This is a genomic window from Halomarina rubra (assembly GCF_023699475.1).
Classification (GTDB): domain Archaea; phylum Halobacteriota; class Halobacteria; order Halobacteriales; family Haloarculaceae; genus Halomarina; species Halomarina rubra.
Map to the genome: position 1 here is coordinate 309,536 of NZ_JALXFV010000007.1, position 18,284 is coordinate 327,819.

The window sequence follows — 18,284 nt, forward strand, 5'->3', positions numbered from 1 at the left end:
CACGCCGGTTCGGTGTGACTCAGCTGTTAGACACGTGCCGCGTGTGTATCGATTGGTCACTTGCTCCGAGCGAAGAGTAGAGTCAGCACGGTGAGTGCGCTGACACTGATAGCGGCGACGAGTGGATTTCCACTACTCTCCGCGAAGACGGCGAAGAGGAAGCTTCCGGAGACGATAGCTCCGAGGAGGGCGAAGCGTTGGTCCATATAAGTCTGAAGAATACTTGAGCAATTAGCTGTTTTGCTGAGGCGTTAGACTCACGCTCTCTGTCTAACAAAACCGGCAATCGAGGAGGCGGATTCACTGATTCCCGAGGAGCGCTGCTGAGAGCCAACTCGTTCTGTCAGAGTAGCGCCGGTCGGTCAGCGACCGCTGACTGGTCGGCGAGTGGTACTGTCTGCTGAGCGTGTGGTTTGTAGAAATCCAAACGCCGAACTTCTGTGGCAAAGAGGCAGGCACCGCCGGAGCGACGTAGAGGCATACGTTTTTGAGCGTGAACCCGGTATCTCAGATAGGGCCGGAGCTAACGCACCACTTGTTGTGCCATAAACGAGGGGTCGTTCTTCCGGCCTTTGCCCACGAACTCCTGAGCAGACGGTGTCGCCTACTCCTCGGTGTCAACTCCTCGCTCTTCGAGCGCCAGCCGCGCGACCTCCTCGGCGTGGTCGGCACTGAACCGGACGAGCGCGTCGTGGATCTCTCGCTTCGACATGTTGCGGACGCCGTGGTCACGGAACACCCGCTCCATGTCGAGCGTCATCGCGTCTTCGAGGTCCTCCCATGACTCAGGGCGAGGATAGAGTTGACGCTGCCACTTGTTCTCGAAGCCGAACGCAGGCGTCTTCTCCGGTGGGTCGGCCGGTTCTTCGGGCTCGGAGTTTGATTCGGATTCAGTCGCCTCCGCTTGTTCTCCATCGTCATCAGCATCGTCGGCCGCATCGCCGAGGTCGAAGCTCACGCCTGGACACCTCCCTGTTCGACGATAACCGCCAGCGTCTCGAAGTGGTCCAGCTGAGGATGTTCGGGGTCGTACGCCGTCAGTGGCTGACGCTCCTCGTAGGCGTCCCCGAAGGCCGCACTGTGTCTGATGGGTACTTTCGGGGCAGCGCGCTCCCCGCTGTCGATGGCCTCCCAGTCCGCGGCGGTCACGCGCGCGAACGGTGGGATGTGCGCGTCGAGAACCTCCTCGACCGTCGTTCCCTCGGGTAGGTCGCCGGAGTCGGGGTCGACGCCGTCGTAGCCGGCCATCAGATAGGAGGCGAAGTGCTCGTCAGTGTTCATCGACTCCAGGAGCCGGCGGTCTTTCGTGTTCTGGTCGACGCGGCGCGAGAGGTCGTTCGGTACCGTGGCGAGGATGTCGAACGCTCCGAGCTGCTGGCGAATCGGTGCGACCAGTTTGGTCGCCGTCTCACGCAGTCCGTTGAGCGCCTCCGGGACGGGCATCAGCGGGAGGATAGCGTTCGGTGCAGCAACGACCGCGTTGTTCGTCAGCTTGTTTCTCGACCCCGGCAGATCGAACAGGATGTAGTCATACGTCTCGCCGAGCAGCGGGTCGACGAACTCGTTTTTCATCTTCAGGTCGCTGGCAAGCACCGAGTCCTTCGAGAGCTCGTCAACGACGCGTTCGAGATTCAGTGACGGGACGAAATCGAAGCCGTGGCCGGGGTGCTTGACGATCTCCTCGATGTCCGCACCGTCCAGGAGGACGTTTGCGAGGTCGGTCGCGTCCTCATTCTCTCTCGTGTAGTACCCAAGGCCGGTCGAGAGGTGACCTGCCGGGTCGAGGTCGACGAGCAGGACGTCGTGGTCGCGCCTTGTGGCGAGGACGCCAGCGAGCGTGTTTGCGAAGATGCTCTTGCCGAAGCCTCCCTTCAGCATCGGAAAGCAGACCGCCCGTGGCTCCGCTCCGCCGTCAGTCAGAATCGATTCTCTCTGTGGGGTCGAACACTCCACTTGTTGTGCCATTCGTTCACCTCATTCGAGGGTGCCGACTTAAACATAAGGTACGGTCTGCACCTGTTGTACAAACTTCACAGCAGGTGGAGTAGGCACCTACTGTAGCTACTTCGCCCATAGCAGCCTCAAACATACGTTATTTGATAGACCTACTGTGCAGTAGCTGCCAAAAGAGTTCTGGTCGACTGTCAAACCTGCAGAGTAGCCACAGTAGGTGCAGTAGTTTCAGTAAGTGCAGTAGGTACAGTAGGTAAAACAGGTGCGAGTTGCACAGACCGAACAACAGGTGCAGGTCTGACAGGAGGTACACATCCTCGAGTAGCTGCAGTCGGGACCTGCTCGGCAGTAGGAACAAAGGCGGAGACGGTTAGAGTCAGTGACGTCGACACTGGCAGTGCGTCGGTCTAACCAAGAGTTTACAATGATACGCGTCTGTCGTGGTTAGGTTCGAGAGGGGCATGTCGATTCCCGACGCGCTGATTCCTGCTCGACGTCGACCCCTGATGCATCGACTCGGACTCGACAGCCAGCGTAAGCCAGCGTGAGCTCCGGTGGCGTCGACGCGGTCGCAAACAACACGTCGAGCGCATCGCCGTCGACATCATCCTGGAGCGGTGGCAGGGTGAGCGGGTCGTGGTCGAGTTCGTCGACGACAGCTTCGACGATGCGTGTCGAGACACGAGGCGCAGGGCTCATAGAGCGGACGCGGGACGCTGCCCGTATATATCAACGGTTCAGCACCACCCCTCACACCGAGTGTATTCAGGAGCGCTGAGTGTCGATGTGTTCGGCGACCCACGCGACCGCGGTCGTCGGGAAGACCCAGCCCAGCTCGCGCTCGGCGTAGCTCATGTCGTAGGGGCTACCGCGAGGAACGCGGTCCATCTTACATAGCAGTGGAACCAGCCAGTTCGGTCGGACGGCGACGAACTCGCGGTCACGCCTATACCAGCCGGCCTTGAACGGGTAGAACGGCCAGTGACCGATGAAGTTCAGGTGCCACCCCTCGGGACTGCTCTCGTCAAGGTCGAAGACGACATCGCAGGTGAAGTGAATCCAGGGGAGGCGGTTCAGATTACTGGTAAACTCGTTCTGGACTTAGAACAGTCGAGAGCAGACGCGACGATTCCGGATACGTACATCCAGGGAATCGCCGTCGAGCACTCTGACTACCTTCCCGTAGAAATCAGCGATGAGGAGAAACGGCGCATTGTCGGGCTCTCCGACGGGGCCGATATCTATGAAAAGATGGTTGGGTCGCTCGCTCCAGTCATCCAAGGGTACGAGATCGAGAAACTCCGTCGGCAGGGCGACGCCTACGAGCCGAGCAAAGACCATCTGAGACTTGCGGAATAGCCAGCCGATTTCTCTTAACCCTCTGCCTCGTCTCAGCATCCGTAGGTCAGAGAGGTGGTTGTGAACTGAGCGGTGGGCGAGTGACTCGAGACCTGCGAATCGTAGAGAGCGATGCGATCTTACTCGTCTTCAGCGCCCGTGTCGACACACTCGAAGACAATCTCAGGCTCTTTCAGCAATTGATGGACAGTGTAACTGCCGCCACCCCGCCCACCACCAGTGTGGTATGACTCGATGATTTCGAGGAACGATTGTTCGCGAAGGAGATCGCGAACACGATAGAGAGTCAGCGTTTCTGAGCCGGCATCAGCACATACAGACCGATACGCGTCGTAGATGACACTCGTTCGGAACTCGTCTTCAGGATTGTTCGCAGTGAGTGTCGCGAGTCCCATCAGAGCGTATTTGGTGTGCGGAGTCAAGCCGGAGAGGAGTTCTTGCAGGCGGTCGACCTCTGCGCGTTTTTGAGCTGCGTCGAGGTGTTCTTCACGAACCGTCGAGTAGCCATTGCGCTCGGCGAACTCGCCGGCGTTGCGCAGAATCCGAATCGCCTTCCGGGCGTCCCCATGTTCACGGGCCGCGAGTGCGGCAGCCTTCGAGATGACTCCTTCCTCGATGACTCCATCGACGAACGCGTCTCGTCGGGCCTCCATGATTTGACGAAGCTGATTGGCATCGTACGGGTTGAACACGAGCTCATCATCCCCGAAACTGGATTTAACCCGCTCGTTGAGCCGGTCTCGATAGTTGATCTTGTTTGAAATCCCGATGATGCCGATGTTCACGGAGGTCTTGCCTGCCTCGCGTGCTCGCGAGAGCTGCATTAGGATGTTGTCCTCACCATCGTCGGCTTTCAGCCGGTCAATCTCGTCGAGGATGATAATGACAGCGTCAAAACGTTGGTCAAGAATGTCCCACAGTCGCGCGTAGTAATGTGAGCGACCAAGGCCGGTGCGGGGGACAGCGATTCCAGTACTCGACTCTTCGTTGAGGCCACGGGCGATTGAGCAGGCAGCCTGTGTCTCAGTGGAGTCCTGAGAGCAGTCGATGTAGACCACCCCGATACGGTTTCCTCGCCGCTCACCAGACGCTCGTGCTCGCATCGCGACGTGACGTGAGACGAGGCTCTTGCCTGTACCTGTCTTCCCGTAGATGATGAACGACGACGGTGCGTCGTCATTGACCACTGGGCGAAGATATTGACCGACACTCTGAATCTCATTTTCTCGACCAACGATTCGTTTCTCGCTGGGGACGTGGCCAATCTCGACCAGCTCGCGGCGTGCAAAGATTTGTGGCTTCTCGTCTTGGGGATCGTCGAACAGTGGGTCGTACTCGTCCTCATAGCTCATCGAAGGCTCCGAATCGAAGTCGTCGAGCGTGGAGTCGTCGGTCACACCCGGACTGTGGGGTCACCCGTCAAAAATCTATCCCACCGCGTTCCGGGTGTATTCTCTCGAATTCCTGGCCGGGAAGGCTAGATGCGTAAGATACGTTTCCTCGTGTAGAGGCGTTCCTCCCCCCTCATTCCAAGTGTATCGGGTGTAAGTGGCTCTCATGGGCCCCCCTCGTTCCGAGTGTATTCCAGTCTGGTCAGTAGAGCACCCCCCTTCGTTCCAAGTGTATCGGTTGACCTGTTCGCCCGGTTGAACGACAAGATCGGAGGAGATTGAACACACCCCCCTCGTTCCGAGTGTAAATCCCACGAATACGGGGGGTAGGGCTGGCAACACTAGGGTAGCGGTGCGTATGCTGGTGTTTTGTCTGACAAGTGGCGCACCTAGCTTTATATGGTACGTATCCGTAGGCAACCGCATACCGTTTCTACCGTACTAGAACGAACACGTAGTGTTTCGTGTACAAGGTTATGAAACACTGGAGAGCGGTTTGTAGCGGGTATCCCATTGAACCGCGCCCCACGTCCGTTCTGACGGGGTTTGATTGGATTTTCCCTCCTATTTCGACTGGAACCCATCCCTGTTTCTGAATACACTCGGAACGAGGGGGGGAGGCTGCTCTACTACAGACCGGCTCACAAATCAGCTCCGGTATCTTTGGCGATGAGCAGTTTACCGGGCCCCGATTCGGTGGAACTCCACTGTATATTCGTCTGGAAGCTTCTCGATCGTCGCGTGTATCTGCAATATACGATCATCAGAGCCGCTGTCAGAGTGTTCAAGCATCGTTTCTGCTTGTGTTCGCTCCAGCTCTCCGCTGCCCGTTTTTACTTCGCATAGATACCGTTGGATGACTGGGCCGCGACGTAACCCCACTGTAGCCGAGAAGTCGGGTAACCACATCCCCGCCGAATTCGAGATCACTGAGGGGTCTGAATCGATTTCGACTTTCAGCCGGTCGTCGATTCCCAAATCTCGTCTTGCATACTGCTTCAGTGGCTTCGTACCGTGCGGGGTTGCAGTGAACAGTGCCTCGCCGAGGGCGCCGTACTGGTTTGCGGTCGGATTGAACGTCCAGCCCTCCTCGGGTGGAGGTCGCTCGAACGCGGACAGCCCATGCTGCCCCCGACTCACCAGATACCAATCAACATTTGCAGGGTCCTGAGGGGCGACTGGCTGGAGCGCCAGTTCGGCGGTCGTGGTGTGGCTCATCAGCTCCTGGCGTGCTTTGTTCTTGTTCGAGAAGGTGAGTTTAGAGCCGTGGTCATCGACGTAGGTCCGAACCGTCCCGCAATCACGCGTTGCCGACGATTTGATTTCAACCGTGATCTCGTCAGTGTCCGGGCCACCCTCTGGCCAACTATCACGCCACGACATGTCCTGACTGACGCTCCTGGCGGCATATGCCTCACGGAGGCTGGTGGGTGACCGCCTTCGATTCTCCCTCCCCCGCAGCGTCAGGCTATCATGATGGAGCTTCGCACCGAGGGTGGGGTGATGATAATCGTGTTCGGTCTCCCGCTGCTACCAGCCGGTGACCACGTGACGACTTTGTGTCGGCGACGCTTGATACTGGTCGGCACGACGCACGCCTGTCGGCTGTGCCGCTGACTGGCTCGAGTGTTGGACGTCGCCGTCTGGTTGAATACGGAAGGCGTTGCATTCCAGCCACGGGTCGATCATTCTGGCGACCCGACCGGCGCGATGTACTCGTTCTTCCATGCGTCGCCCTCTCGCCACTGCCAGTAGTAGTAGCGGTAGGCGCGGTCGCTCGTCCGTTTGGTCGTTTTGATCGTGATGTACGCCCCACTCGGCACGGCCTCGTAGTCCTCGGGATCCGTCGAGATGCCTTGGTCATCGAGTCCGGCGCGTTCGTCGTCGGATATCGCCTCCGCAGCCTGGCGCTGAGCGGTGTCGCGCTCGTCCTGGGCGCGCTTCCAGGCGGCGAGTGTCTCGGCATAGCTCGCGACGCGCTCAAGGCGCTCGGGTGACTGGCGCTCCAGTGGATCGAGCAGGTATGCTGGCAGGTCTGGTGGGTCAGGGCGGTCGGGTGGCTGGTCCGTCATCGTTACCCCACACATCCCGATTGGTATCAAATTGTGGGGTAACAATCGTCCTCACGACTTCCGTCACTGGCCACAGAGTTGCATGCGGAGTAATAATACGTCCACACAACCTGCTCACCTACTTCTCGTCAAGATTCGCTCGTTCTGCCGTCGAGAATGCGGCTGCTCGATAGGTGTCGTAGAGGTCGCTGCCCCACTCGACGAGTGCGTCGTTTGAACTGAGCAGCATCGCGATGTGATCACCGTCACCAGTCTCGTTGTACGCTCCGATGGCGACCTTTCGATCGTCGTACAGGCCAATGCCGAGGGTCAGTGACTCTTCAAGATGGCCGATCTGGAAGTGTTCGTACTCGCTATCATCGAGGAAATGCTCGAGTCCCTCCTCATGCAGATGGGTGTAGACCGAGTGATCGACGATTGCCTCGCCAGCAAGCCCGAGTTTCAGGAGTTTGTCGTAGGCGCGAAAGAGGGTCGGATTGAAGATCGACGTCAGGACACGGAACCGCGAGAGGCGTGGATCACAGAGCCCCAGTGCGGCCCCCAGCACGATGCCAGGAGAATCCGGACTCGAGACGACCACCTTTGCATCGACGAGAGCTTGGACGGGGATGGCTATTGGTAGTGGGTCGAGTCGCTGGAGCCATGGCGCCTTTGCAATCACCTGCTCGATTGTTATCGCCAGCTCATCGTAGGCGTCGATGGCCTGGATTCCCGCCGACGTGACCGAGTGCATTCCCCGGCCGTAACTGGTCCATCCGGCCGAGTCGAACAGCTGCAGCGTCCGTTGGACTGTCGCACGTGACGGCCCCTTGGTGCTTGCGTCCATCAGCTCGCTGGGTCGTGCTGGGCCCGTCCCCAGTGCTCGTAGTACAGGGAGGGCGTGTGTCGACCGGGTCAGAGCGACCAGTTGCTCTCGGTGAATCGCTTCGAAGCACTGCTCGAAAGCGCTGAGCGTGAGTGTTCCGCCTGCTGTGAGTGCGTAGCTGCCCTGATCGGTCCCCGGTTTGGTTAAGCCGTACTCAGAAAGATGCGTGAGATGCTTCGAGACTGTTTGCCGGGAGAACTCTCCGGAGTTACGAATCATCGACGGGGTTCTGGACTGGCCATCCAGCGACTGCAGTATCTCGAGTTGGGTGGTATTCACGAACGAACAGATACACTCAGAGACATCCACCTGCTCGCTCGTGAGTGGGTTCCGTACTACCTGTTCGTCAGTTTCCACCGTCGTTCCTCCCTTGTGATACTGTGTTTTGGTTTGTGTAATGAATGTAGTGCTACGATTCACCTGTTTGTGATTTCTAATTCGCACATTTCGCTATTATTATCTCCATTTCGTCTATAATTGGGCGATACTGCTTACACGGAGGAGTGCGGAGAGCGAGTATCGTGAGCTCTCGACTTCCACCGTCGCCAACTGGCCATCCCGTCCTCCGGCATGCGCTCCGATTTACACAGGACCCATTCGAATTCGTTGAGAGTGCGACGGCAGAGTGTGGAGATATCTATCGAATGGATCTCCCCGCGGTCGACGACGTGTTCGTGCTCGTGCACCCCGACCATCTCAACCAGGTTCTCGTCACTGATGTCGATAAATTCGGCAAGACAGACGATTTCCGGCGTGCGTTCGGCAGTGGACTCCTGTCTGCGGAGGGGCAGACCTGGCGCCACCAACGTGAGATCCTCCAGCCCCTGTTCTTCCGTGACCGAATCACCGGCTACGGTGACGCGATGGTGGCATGCACCGAGCAACGACTCGCGACATGGGAGTCCGGCGACGTCCTCGAGATGGAGTCTGAGATGCGACACCTCACGCTTGAAATCCTCTTTGCCACGCTGTTCGGACGGGAGTTACAGCCAGGGGAAGATGACGAGCTCCGGGAGGCTGCCGATGGCCTCAATGACTGGTTCGCACCGACGTCGTGGATTCTCCCCCCGTGGTTGCCAACCCCCGCTCGTCGCCACTTCAAGCAGTCGACGAAGCGTCTCCGGGGAGAAGTACGAACACTGCTCGCGGAGACTGGTACTCAGACTCAACAAGGCGCTACAGAGGGTCAGACAACCGATTTGTTATCAGAGCTTCAACGGGCCCGTGCCGCCGACGAGGGTGGGGAGCTCTCGACCCGAGATATCGAGGACCAGCTGATTACGATGGTGTTCGCGGGCCACGAGACCACAGCGACTGCTCTCGCCTTCGCGTGGTACCTGCTCGCGACCCATTCGGAGATCCGTCACCAATTCCACGATGAACTCGACGAGGTGCTTGGCGGGGAATCACCATCATTCGATGACCTCTCCGAACTCGATGTCACCGAGCGAATCCTTACCGAAACCCTTCGGCTGTACCCCCCCATTCATACGATTCCCCGGCAGACGATGACCGACGTCGATATCGGTGGCTTTCGGCTTCCGGAAGGGCACGAAGTCCACCTGTCGATCATTGGAGTCCATCGCGATGAGCGATTCTACGACGAACCGCTCGCGTTCCGTCCCGATCGATGGACAGACGGATTCGAGTCAGCCCTTCCAGACTTCGCCTATGCACCCTTTGGTGGTGGCCGACGAAGCTGTATCGGGCGTGAGTTTGCGCTTCTCGAGGCAAAACTCGTCCTCGCGACGATTGGCCAACGGTTCCAGTTCGAGTGGGAAGGCAAGGATGAAATCGAGCTCGAACCTCGAGTGACGATTCAAACGGCTGACGGTCTCCCACTGCGAGTTCAGAGTCGGTGAGGAGTATCGGTGGATTGGTGGGTTCAATTCTTGTCTTCGCGATTCCCAGGGATTGTCGGACCGCCGTAGCTTGTCCAACCCCCGTCTTCCTCTCTAAGTTCGTAGCATCGCCTCTCTGGAGGGTGTGAGACGACAACCCACCACCTCGATTGACAATTCTACATAGGGTTTCACGGTGTAAACAGGGGTGAGTAATTGTGGCTATAGCGAGTGACCGAAGATATGAGCTGGCATACCTTGTCGCCGAGGTTCACGCCTCCCGATGGAGCGATAGGGTGCGTTATCCCTAGAGAGGTGAGAAGCACTAGTGGCTTACTGAGACAGTATCTCTGCCTGGTCGTATCGATCACTGAGAGCGCATCTGACGAACCCGCACGGATTACAGAACCGCGACTCTCTGAACGCAATCGGGAAGGGCGTCTGGTCGCAGTGGAGCGGCCAATCAGGGGATCTTCCGATGGCTGATGCCAAGCACCCCAGCTGCGAGATCTGTCAAAGTAGGTTTCCAGAAGGCGCACTTCAGGAGGCTGTTCTTGAGACACTTATCGAGCAGACGGCACCGCTCTCCGTCTGCCCCGCTTGCCGGGTCGTCTACAACTTCGCCCCAGACGATACTGGCTGCCTTGACTGCGGTAGAGAAATCGGATCGTCTGAGAACAGCTTCGAGTTTGGGCTCGAATTCCCTGTCACCGACGACGTCGATGGAGCCGTCGCGAGTCTCACCGGAACGTTGTGTGGTGACTGTGCGGCGCATCTGGGACTCGATATCCTCTTCAATGGGATCAACTGCCGAGAAGAACCTCACGAGCGCCTGCTCGCAGCACTCGACTGCTCAGAGCCGACAGCGAACCACTCGGCTGAGCGGCCGAGAAGGGATTCTCGGACAGAAGGGGCGGCACGATGAGCGACGATAGGAGCGTACCCTCCGGATTTCGGTTCGAACGCCTTCACAGTACCCACGCATTCAATACAGAGGACAGAACATGACTCCGGTGTGCCAGCACCGATGAAGCTCCTCGAACCGAGTCCCGAACGTCGCCGTCAACTCCGTGAGGAGGGCACTACACCGCGAGGACTCCTCCGTCGATGGGTGTATCTAGTGTATGCCGTGCTCAAGTTCCTGGTTGTTGCCGCAGTCGCGAGTCTCAGCTACATCTTCCTGTTCGGTTTGATCATCGAGATCGGTCTTCTCACCGGCGATGCGGCCGCAATCGTGTTCATTATCGGATTCATCCCGCTCGGGAAGCTGTTCTACGCCTGGTGTTTCCCAATCCAATATTGATGGCGAGGCCGATTAGATGTGGATTGTTCTTTCGCTATTCGCCTGACTTTCTTTACGGATGATTGACTCGAATCAAACGTTAGACACGTGCTGCGAGTGTATCACTCGGTCCAGTCGGTCATTTCCAATTCTTCGAGTTCGTCTTCACTGATTTCCTCGAACTCGTCTCCACCACACTCGTGACACTCCCCGTGGGGAGTGGCAATGGTACCTGACTCGTCAACCAACGCGGCAGATTCGGTGCTACAGTCCTTACACCGTACGAACAACCGCTCGCCACCTCCGGATAACTCGTCTGACATACGATGGTACAGAAGTCAGTTGGACTTCACCACCAAAGGTGTAACTACGTTATCCCATGTTCGGAACTGCCGAAACCAACCGTACCGTCAGACCCACGCTCTACGTCTATCAAGCGAGTGAATGAGTGACCGTGCCGCGAATCTACATCGGTCCTTCATTTTATCAGAAAGTACTTACTTAACCAATAGTGATTTCCCGCATAAACCGGCGGTCCCTGCTCGCGTCTCTCATGGGGTGGCGACGGGGAGTGACGTGTGGATGGACTATCCCTGTCTTCCGGAGGAACCGCCGCCGATTTGATGGAAGGGGGGCAACATATTCATAGTATCACTTGCAGACTCAGGAGTTCTCCGAATCTACCGAACGAGGGGCAGAATGTACTGGTATACCCACATTCTGGGGTTCTCGGTTGGACGCGTCGCATGCAGCCACCACGCCCTTTCAGAGAGTATCGTTGGGGTACAGGTGGCAGAAAGGGTTACAACCAGACGAGGGGAACGCTCAGATTCCCAAGTCGTGCTGAGACGGTGCAGGTCGGTTGCTTGGGAGAGGTGACAACCGCATGCTCGACAAACTCATCGTCGTCTGTGAGGCGTGTCGACAGGTGTACACTGCTCGGCGACGGGCCGATGGCAGTTTCATCCTCCCCACGAGGGATGGGAACTGTCGGTGCGGAGGGACTGCGTTCAGCAAATACGCTGGTGGTATGGGGAACAGTCCCACTCCCTCCTAACGCGGCAGGCTTTTTTCGCCGCGGTGGAGGCGAATCGAGTAAATACCAAGAGAGATGGCGAACGAATCACGCTCGATAGACCTACGCTCTCTGTCTACCAACACAGGAACTGAACTTCTCTAGCAGATAATGCTATGCAACCAGTATATTGAGTTCGTTTCAACCCTTTGTCCTAATTGCAGTGCAAGGGCTGTCAGAGGCACGTTCCACCCATCTCTTCCAACTACCAACATTCCTCGGTGTGTAGTTGGCGTAAGTAACAGGAGTCCCCAGTTACTGCTCAAGTGTCTGTAGTGCTCTCTCGTCGTCGAGGACCGTATGTTGGACCAGAAGGTCGATACCACGCCGAAGTCGTTCGGATGCCGCTTGATGACTGATATTTAGCTCGGCTGCGAGCACGTTGAGATCCGTTCCTCGCGGCACATCGAAGTATCCTTCCTGTGTCGCACGGACGAGGAGTGTCCGCTGCTTTTCAGTTAACCCGTACGTCGTTGCGTTCCCGTCACTGCCGGTCTGTTCGTACTTTCGCTTGAGCGTGAACTCGAGGTCGTGGCACGAACACCACTCGTGAATGTGTCGCAACGCGTCTGTATCGGGAAGTTCGACCTGCAATGTCCATCCTTCGTAGGTGCCAGTACCCTGCTGGACGATACCTCCGGCCTCGACAATAGTGGGATAGACACTCTGAGCTCTCCCCTCACCGACGTGTTCGACCTGGTACAATCGTCGGTCGCCTGTCGTCGTTAGCACACGCGGTGCTGTCACGGTCGAATCGTGGTGGAGGGCGGCTTCGAACGACTCGACGTCACTCGTTTCCGCCCAGAACATGAGGAGGTGTTCGCCGTTGGCGGTGGTATCCGATTGTTCCCAGATGACCCGTGCCGACGGCACTGCCCGGAGGGTCGCTAAGAGAGTCGGTTGCTGAATAGTGAATGTGGCAATCATTGGCGTTTTCAGCTGAGTGGGTGTATTCTGTGCCCGTGAGAAGCGCACAATTTATCATAACTGTTGTGAAAGGCGACGAATTTGCCCACAGACTGATGATTGCTAGCGTTGAAATAGTAAGGTCGAGTTCCAACAGCGGTGGTTTTTCGTTCAATACTGACCTTCTGAGTAATGCTTATTACACGTACGTTCATCACGCCGACTACCCTTGGCCACCCGCGGACGTCCATCCCCTGGGCTCAACGGACCTTCGAGTTGCTCACCACTCGGAGGGAGTGTGTGTTGTGACCAAGGGTGATTCGTGCCCAACGCTCTCATGTCCATGCCAACCGGGCAGGGTGCATGAGGGCGGGCCCGAATGGAGCTATGACTCGCCGTCAATATGTGACAACCAGACCCAGTTGATTGGCTGGTAGGTCCAAAAGAACCAACGAAATTGCGTTGACTGGAGGGATTCGGTCTCCTCTCTCCTACCAGTACCACCACACGCTCGAGTTGGACAAGAAATCGCGTTACCCGCCACTATTGGTAGGCCGAGGGCGTGTGTCTATCGCGCGGCTTCCGATGGTGTACCAGTTCGTCGGAACGTTCACTACAACTAACACACAAGCAATTGCATGGCTACCCGTCAGTCCTCCGCCCTCCGACCCCGCAGCTTTGTCGTTGCTGGAATCGTCTTCTTGCTCAGCACCATTCTCACGTATAGTGCGGTGTGCGGGCCGATTGGAGGGTATGACGGGCCCTCTGGAATTCGACACATTATCGTGAACCCTCTCGCGCTCGGCGTCGCATACGGGAATGGATGCGTCGCTCAGGTCGCAACACTGCCGATAGCAGTTGGACTGGTTTGTCTCGGAATTGGGGTCTCTCGGTGGAGAAGCGGGCGATAGACTCGCGGCACGGATCTACCAGCTGGGTCACGCTGAATCGGTGCGAAAGAAAGCCACCTCGTCCCTTACAGTGATAATAGGCAGAGAGCGTGGTCCACCCCGTGGTCCGTTCGCTCGTCGTCCTATGATTACTCGGTCGTAGTGATCGCTCTGTCTCGCTGAGCAGGGGACGGAACCCTCGTGAAGCGGTAGGTCGTCTCATCCAGCTCGGCGAACACCTCCAAGACCTGATCTTGGCGCATCTCAGTGACCTCAATCTCGTCTCCGACTTCGGAGAGGACGTACTCTTTCGGAGGCCCAGATGTGTTGGTGAGCGTCGCTACGAATCGATTGGCGTTGCCCATCTGCCCGATCCGTACCGTAGCCGTACAGGACAGGTCTTCGGACTCGTAGCAGTAGTACTCTGAGTGGGTTTTGATGGTTCCGTCCGTGTCAGCATCGAGAGGGTCAATGACCCCCGAGCAGCCAGCAGTGACTGTCGTTCCGAGCAGTGAAAGGAGGGCACGGCGTTTCATACGGAACCATACCTATTGGTGAACAAGTACCTTCTGCTCACTCAAACTCGTACCGTTCGACTCGCGGCACACTTCTACCAGCTTCGTCACCGCGAGTCGGTCTGAAATCAACCCTGCTCACCGATTGCCGGTGATGATAGACAGAGAGCGTGGGTCTATCAACCAAGCTCTCGGATTGACCGAAAGCTTATTCCTGTTATTGCGTAACTGAAATCATGAACGGTCCCCTCCACAGACGTAGCCTACTCGCAGGTCTTAGTACAGGTGTCGTATCTACTCTCGCAGGGTGTTCCGTATTTGGTGATTCTATTGCTACGGAATCAGAACGCTACCGAATTGGCGATATACGCTTAACGAGCCGCGACCCAGAGCCACATCAACTGGACCTTCTGATTCGTCGTGATGGGGACATCATTCACTGGCAGAGTTACGATGTCCGGGCATACGACCCAGAGAAGCGTGGTGGCACGATGTACACGACAGTCGTTCCCGCAACAGAGTTCGGTGGTTGTACGCCGGGAGTGTATAATCTCTCTGCGCGACTCGAAAATGGAACTCAGCAGACCTTCCAAGGGAACGCTGACGATGCGTTTGACGGCACAACTCGGGAAATCCGCATCAGGGAACACGCTCAGAGATTCAGTGTCGCGGCAGGTGTGACCGAAAACACGTGTGAATCGACCACATCTCCTGAGCAGTCTCTGTGATACACACGCGGTACGTGTCCAACAGCCGAATCTCGCCCAACAGCGTGAAAGGAACTGTTCGCGTCGATTGCCGGTAATGATAGACAAAGAGCGTGAGCCTAACACGAAGTCTCCCTGACAGAAGACGAGAGTAGGATGAGGGCAGAAACAGGCGGTTGTGAGTCGGACCATTCGAAGTCTCGAATTACGTCGGTAGATTTGTAACCGGGTAGACGAACGGAAATCTATGGCAGGTCCCCGCCTCTCGTACATGCTGCTTCTGCTCGCAATCGTTCTGGTGAACGTCGGCCCACAGGTCTATACTGGCGAGTCAATCACGGGATTGGGCGTGCTCTGCGCAATCCTTGGAGTCATCGCGGGCTTCGCTGAATTGGTAATAGAGCGTAGGAGACCAGAGGGCAGCACTCACTGAACACGACCTCTCTTCTCCACCCCAAGACTCGGCTCACTAGGACGACCCACAAACAAACGATAGCTCACCGTTAGACTCGCGGCACCTGTCTAACAGCTGAGTCACTCCGACCCAGCGTCAAAGAAACCCTGCTCGCCGATTGCCGGTATTGTTAGACGTAGAGCGTGGGTCTATCAGTGCGTTTCATCGCCGGATGGCTCGCGGATGGTGTTCGAGTTATACGCTGGGCATCCACCAACGGCGCGGTCGACTTGGTCACACCCGCCTCGTACCCTGACGTTCAGTGGGTCAGCTTCGTCGATGCCCCAGTACGTTCCATACTGCACGGTCGTCATGACGCATGCTGGTGAGCCGTCAGTGGCTTCCTGTAGATTGAACTCTCGCCACTCGTCGCTGTCGACGCGGGCAGCGACCACGTACTCGCCAGCAACGTCATCCCACGTACAGTCAGCGACGGCACCCGGAATCGTGTTGCCCTCCATCTGCTTGACGACGTGCGTCGATTCATGGACCAGCGTTCCGTCGCGGGTGACGCGCAACTCGAACGTGTGGCTCGCGGTTTCATCCCAGTTGCTCACCGAAAGCCAGCCGAGTTTGGTCCGTTCGAGAAACGGCACTGAAACGGAGCAGCCCGCGAGCATTGAAGTACCGACTACACCGAGCGAAGCAAGGAGGGCACGGCGTTCCATACCGGAAATCCATGCGCTGGTGAATAAGTACCTTCTGTCGAAGACCAGCGACGACTGATACACACGCGGCACAGGTCTAACAGCTGAGTCACCGCAAACCGGCGTGAAATGAAGTCGCGCGTCGATTACCGGTATTGGTAGACAGAGAGCGTCAGTCGACTAGCGGCCACATATCCTGGAGGCCACCCTATGATATCGGCGGTTCACGTAGGCGTGGGATTTTCCGATTAGTCAGAGGCGGTTGCTTCCGAACCGCCTGTGTCGAACGCACCGACGGAGTCCTCTCCACATCTGCATTTCCCATCAGTCGTCGGCAAGATGAACGATCCGTCATCGCGTTCTCGAGCAGTATACGCTTGCCCGCACTCGCTACAGAGAACGATCGTCCGCCCGTTCACTGGTGAGCCCCTGCCTGTTGGCCTCTTCCACGTCCCATGGTCCCGAAGGAGATCTTGTTCATTGTCTAGTCAATGGTCATCCACGACAGGTTGTAATGCCACTTCCCAACTGTTTGGGGTCGCCACGATTCACACCCCGCACAGTTGGGTGGTGGTCACTTGTTGTAGACGCGTGTACGTGGTGTTGGTCACATCTTTGACTCACCATGAGGATGCCGACGACGACAACTGTCGAACCTGCGAAGCCGTCACACTGGTAACAGACGACGGAGCCGACCCATGCCAAGAGACGATTGTGGATGACGACCAGTTCGTTCGCTGTGAATCCATCGCTACTGGCAGGTACCGGCTCTCTCCAGAGGCTGGTGGGGTAGTCACAAACTGGCTTTGTCGACGCCACAGAGACCAACTCTCGGATGTCATCACGGAGACTCTCGATTCGTGCTGAGCCCCCCGTGCGACGTACCGTCGTCAACGACTGACTTCGATACATTCGCGCGGCACATAACAAACAGCTGCGTCACCACAAATCGGTGTGAAAACAAGTCGCGCGTCGCCTCTCGAAATTGGTTGGTAAGGAGCACGAATCGATTGTCGACTCAGAATCTATCTCGTTGAGGTGCTCGTTCAGTGAAAGAAATACCCCTGACGGGGCACGACACGGTCAACCAATCGTGGCGCTCTCCCTCGCCACGTCTTGCTAACCGTGGTATCTCGTCAATGGACACCGGGAGTATGAAGTCACCCTATATGATAATATTGGTCAGAAAATCTACGACAATCGTCCTTGTCAACGACTATTCAATGGCGGCATCCAGTGATGATCGAGCGGACCTTACACGGCAGCGTTCGCTATCACGGTTACTTCCGTCGTTGCAATCTCCTCGTTTTCAGTTGTGGCGGCTCTGGTAAACCGCTAGGCAGTGCCCGTATCGAGGACAGAGTGTTGAAGAGTTCGTGGGGACGATTCGTGGCATCTCGGCCTCGGCAGTCACTCCCCTCGTCTCGACGCGCTCGACCACGTCGAGGCCGCTTTCGACACCCACGTGAAGGCTTACTCCCGATGTCGGGTAATCCATTAGAGCCAAACGAGCGTACTTACTCCTCGTCCTCTTTCCACATCTCCGGGTCACCTTCTTGGAATTCACCCTTTGCATATCGCTTTCGTGGCCAGACCACAACTCCAAGAGCAACTGCATAGAGGAGTGCCACAGTTCCGATTATGATAGTTCCAGGTAACACCGCGATACCGGCGGCGCTGACCCAATCTTGACGCGGCGAAAAAGCCGTGATTCGGAACACCCAGGCGGCGAGCAACACACCGAGCAAGGCGAAGTACACCCGTCGGAGACGATTTGCGAGCGCTTCGAGAAACGAGACCTTCAACGTCGGTGTGCGGTAGTCGTTGCTGAGTTCGACTCGCCAATTGCGGTGTGTAACACCCTGTGACGGGTCGAGAGCGTTTGCAAACAAGTTCTGCTGTAACAGACGAATCCGTGAGCGATAGACGTCGTAATCGCGGTACCGCCGTGCCTCGATTCCAACGAAAATAGCAACAATCACCATTCCGATCAAGAGGATGTAATGAGGATTATCTTCGCTCGAAAACGCCCACGTCAGGAGGGCAGCGATGATCGTGACTGCCCACGTGGTCGTCTGGTCAAGCCGTTGTCGCCATGTGGTCGCTTGGTCTAGTTCGCCTCGATACGCATGTGCCATGACGGACCCGAGCCCTGTACTTTCATCCACCATCTCTCGTCCGATTTCGCGCTGATCGGGGGCTTCGGGGTCGATATCGTGTTCATCGTTATCTCCCATCAATAATTCACCACCCAGAAGATGTCCGATAGAGACTAAAATTTGAGCGCTGCACCGATCAGTTCCCGGACGGTAGTGGTGGGATATCTG

General features: G+C 57.0%; 19 protein-coding genes. 4 read left to right on the forward strand and 15 right to left on the reverse strand.

Annotated elements, in window-relative coordinates; all coding sequences use genetic code 11:
- Window positions 1-56 precede the first annotated feature (56 nt).
- The 5 genes from M1L36_RS14250 to M1L36_RS21425 form a co-directional block, all read right to left on the reverse strand.
- Window positions 57-206, reverse strand: a complete 150-nt coding sequence (locus tag M1L36_RS14250; protein ID WP_158203497.1) for a hypothetical protein — start codon at window positions 204-206, stop codon at window positions 57-59.
- A gap of 398 nt (window positions 207-604) precedes the next feature.
- A complete protein-coding gene (locus M1L36_RS14255; protein ID WP_158205874.1) occupies window positions 605-958 on the reverse strand; it encodes a DUF7970 domain-containing protein in 354 nt (117 codons plus the stop codon).
- A complete protein-coding gene (locus tag M1L36_RS14260; RefSeq protein WP_250874397.1) occupies window positions 955-1,965 on the reverse strand; it encodes a ParA family protein in 1,011 nt (336 codons plus the stop codon). The genes M1L36_RS14255 and M1L36_RS14260 overlap by 4 nt, the downstream gene beginning before the upstream one ends.
- A 432-nt stretch (window positions 1,966-2,397) precedes the next feature.
- Window positions 2,398-2,652 carry a HalOD1 output domain-containing protein gene (locus M1L36_RS14265; protein WP_158206254.1) on the reverse strand — a complete coding sequence of 85 codons (255 nt, stop codon included), beginning with the start codon at window positions 2,650-2,652 and terminating at the stop codon, window positions 2,398-2,400.
- Window positions 2,653-2,718: 66 nt separating this feature from the next.
- A complete protein-coding gene (locus M1L36_RS21425) occupies window positions 2,719-2,841 on the reverse strand; it encodes a hypothetical protein (RefSeq protein WP_267902945.1) in 123 nt (40 codons plus the stop codon).
- Between the two features lie 93 nt (window positions 2,842-2,934).
- On the opposite strand from M1L36_RS21425, the gene M1L36_RS14270 reads away from it, so the two are divergent.
- The gene (locus tag M1L36_RS14270) at window positions 2,935-3,312 is read left to right on the forward strand and encodes a hypothetical protein (protein WP_250874398.1); all 378 of its coding nucleotides are present in this window, start codon (window positions 2,935-2,937) and stop codon (window positions 3,310-3,312) included.
- Between the two features lie 119 nt (window positions 3,313-3,431).
- Here the strand turns inward: M1L36_RS14270 and M1L36_RS14275 are convergent, their stop codons facing one another.
- From M1L36_RS14275 to M1L36_RS21655, 4 genes are all read right to left on the reverse strand, one after another.
- Window positions 3,432-4,664, reverse strand: a complete 1,233-nt coding sequence (locus tag M1L36_RS14275) for an orc1/cdc6 family replication initiation protein (protein ID WP_158206275.1) — start codon at window positions 4,662-4,664, stop codon at window positions 3,432-3,434.
- A 717-nt stretch (window positions 4,665-5,381) separates the two neighbouring features.
- Window positions 5,382-6,086 carry a DUF8081 domain-containing protein gene (locus M1L36_RS14280; protein ID WP_250874399.1) on the reverse strand — a complete coding sequence of 235 codons (705 nt, stop codon included), beginning with the start codon at window positions 6,084-6,086 and terminating at the stop codon, window positions 5,382-5,384.
- A gap of 302 nt (window positions 6,087-6,388) precedes the next feature.
- A complete protein-coding gene (locus M1L36_RS14285; RefSeq protein WP_250874400.1) occupies window positions 6,389-6,775 on the reverse strand; it encodes a hypothetical protein in 387 nt (128 codons plus the stop codon).
- A gap of 118 nt (window positions 6,776-6,893) precedes the next feature.
- Window positions 6,894-7,997 (reverse strand): helix-turn-helix transcriptional regulator, encoded by a 1,104-nt coding sequence (locus M1L36_RS21655; protein ID WP_250874401.1) that lies wholly within the window; start codon window positions 7,995-7,997, stop codon window positions 6,894-6,896.
- 164 nt (window positions 7,998-8,161) lie between these two features.
- Here M1L36_RS21655 and M1L36_RS14295 point away from each other — a divergent pair, with 164 nt between their 5' ends.
- Window positions 8,162-9,502: a cytochrome P450 gene (locus tag M1L36_RS14295; protein WP_250874402.1), complete on the forward strand. Its 1,341-nt coding sequence runs from the start codon at window positions 8,162-8,164 to the stop codon at window positions 9,500-9,502.
- Window positions 9,503-9,944: 442 nt separating this feature from the next.
- Here the strand turns inward: M1L36_RS14295 and M1L36_RS14300 are convergent, their stop codons facing one another.
- On the reverse strand, window positions 9,945-10,307 hold the full coding sequence (locus M1L36_RS14300; RefSeq protein ID WP_250874403.1) for a hypothetical protein: 363 nt from the start codon (window positions 10,305-10,307) through the stop codon (window positions 9,945-9,947).
- Window positions 10,308-10,508: 201 nt separating this feature from the next.
- Between M1L36_RS14300 and M1L36_RS14305 the strand changes: the two genes are divergently transcribed.
- The gene (locus M1L36_RS14305) at window positions 10,509-10,784 is read left to right on the forward strand and encodes a hypothetical protein (RefSeq protein WP_250874404.1); all 276 of its coding nucleotides are present in this window, start codon (window positions 10,509-10,511) and stop codon (window positions 10,782-10,784) included.
- A gap of 101 nt (window positions 10,785-10,885) precedes the next feature.
- On the opposite strand, the gene M1L36_RS14310 is transcribed toward M1L36_RS14305, so the two are convergent.
- The 3 genes from M1L36_RS14310 to M1L36_RS14320 all read right to left on the reverse strand — a co-directional run bounded on the left by M1L36_RS14310 (window position 10,886) and on the right by M1L36_RS14320 (window position 14,170).
- Window positions 10,886-11,086 (reverse strand): hypothetical protein, encoded by a 201-nt coding sequence (locus tag M1L36_RS14310; protein ID WP_250874405.1) that lies wholly within the window; start codon window positions 11,084-11,086, stop codon window positions 10,886-10,888.
- Between the two features lie 1,007 nt (window positions 11,087-12,093).
- A complete protein-coding gene (locus tag M1L36_RS14315) occupies window positions 12,094-12,765 on the reverse strand; it encodes a helix-turn-helix domain-containing protein (protein WP_250874406.1) in 672 nt (223 codons plus the stop codon).
- A 1,018-nt stretch (window positions 12,766-13,783) separates the two neighbouring features.
- A complete protein-coding gene (locus tag M1L36_RS14320) occupies window positions 13,784-14,170 on the reverse strand; it encodes a hypothetical protein (RefSeq protein ID WP_250874407.1) in 387 nt (128 codons plus the stop codon).
- Window positions 14,171-15,103: 933 nt separating this feature from the next.
- On the opposite strand from M1L36_RS14320, the gene M1L36_RS14325 reads away from it, so the two are divergent.
- Window positions 15,104-15,289, forward strand: coding sequence for a hypothetical protein (locus M1L36_RS14325; RefSeq protein ID WP_250874408.1), 186 nt, complete (start codon window positions 15,104-15,106; stop codon window positions 15,287-15,289).
- Window positions 15,290-15,462: 173 nt separating this feature from the next.
- Here M1L36_RS14325 and M1L36_RS14330 read toward each other — a convergent pair whose 3' ends face one another.
- Together M1L36_RS14330 and M1L36_RS14335 are read right to left on the reverse strand one after the other, a co-directional pair.
- The gene (locus M1L36_RS14330; protein WP_250874409.1) at window positions 15,463-15,978 is read right to left on the reverse strand and encodes a hypothetical protein; all 516 of its coding nucleotides are present in this window, start codon (window positions 15,976-15,978) and stop codon (window positions 15,463-15,465) included.
- 1,496 nt (window positions 15,979-17,474) lie between these two features.
- The gene (locus tag M1L36_RS14335; protein ID WP_250874410.1) at window positions 17,475-18,194 is read right to left on the reverse strand and encodes a DUF2270 domain-containing protein; all 720 of its coding nucleotides are present in this window, start codon (window positions 18,192-18,194) and stop codon (window positions 17,475-17,477) included.
- Window positions 18,195-18,284 lie beyond the last annotated feature (90 nt).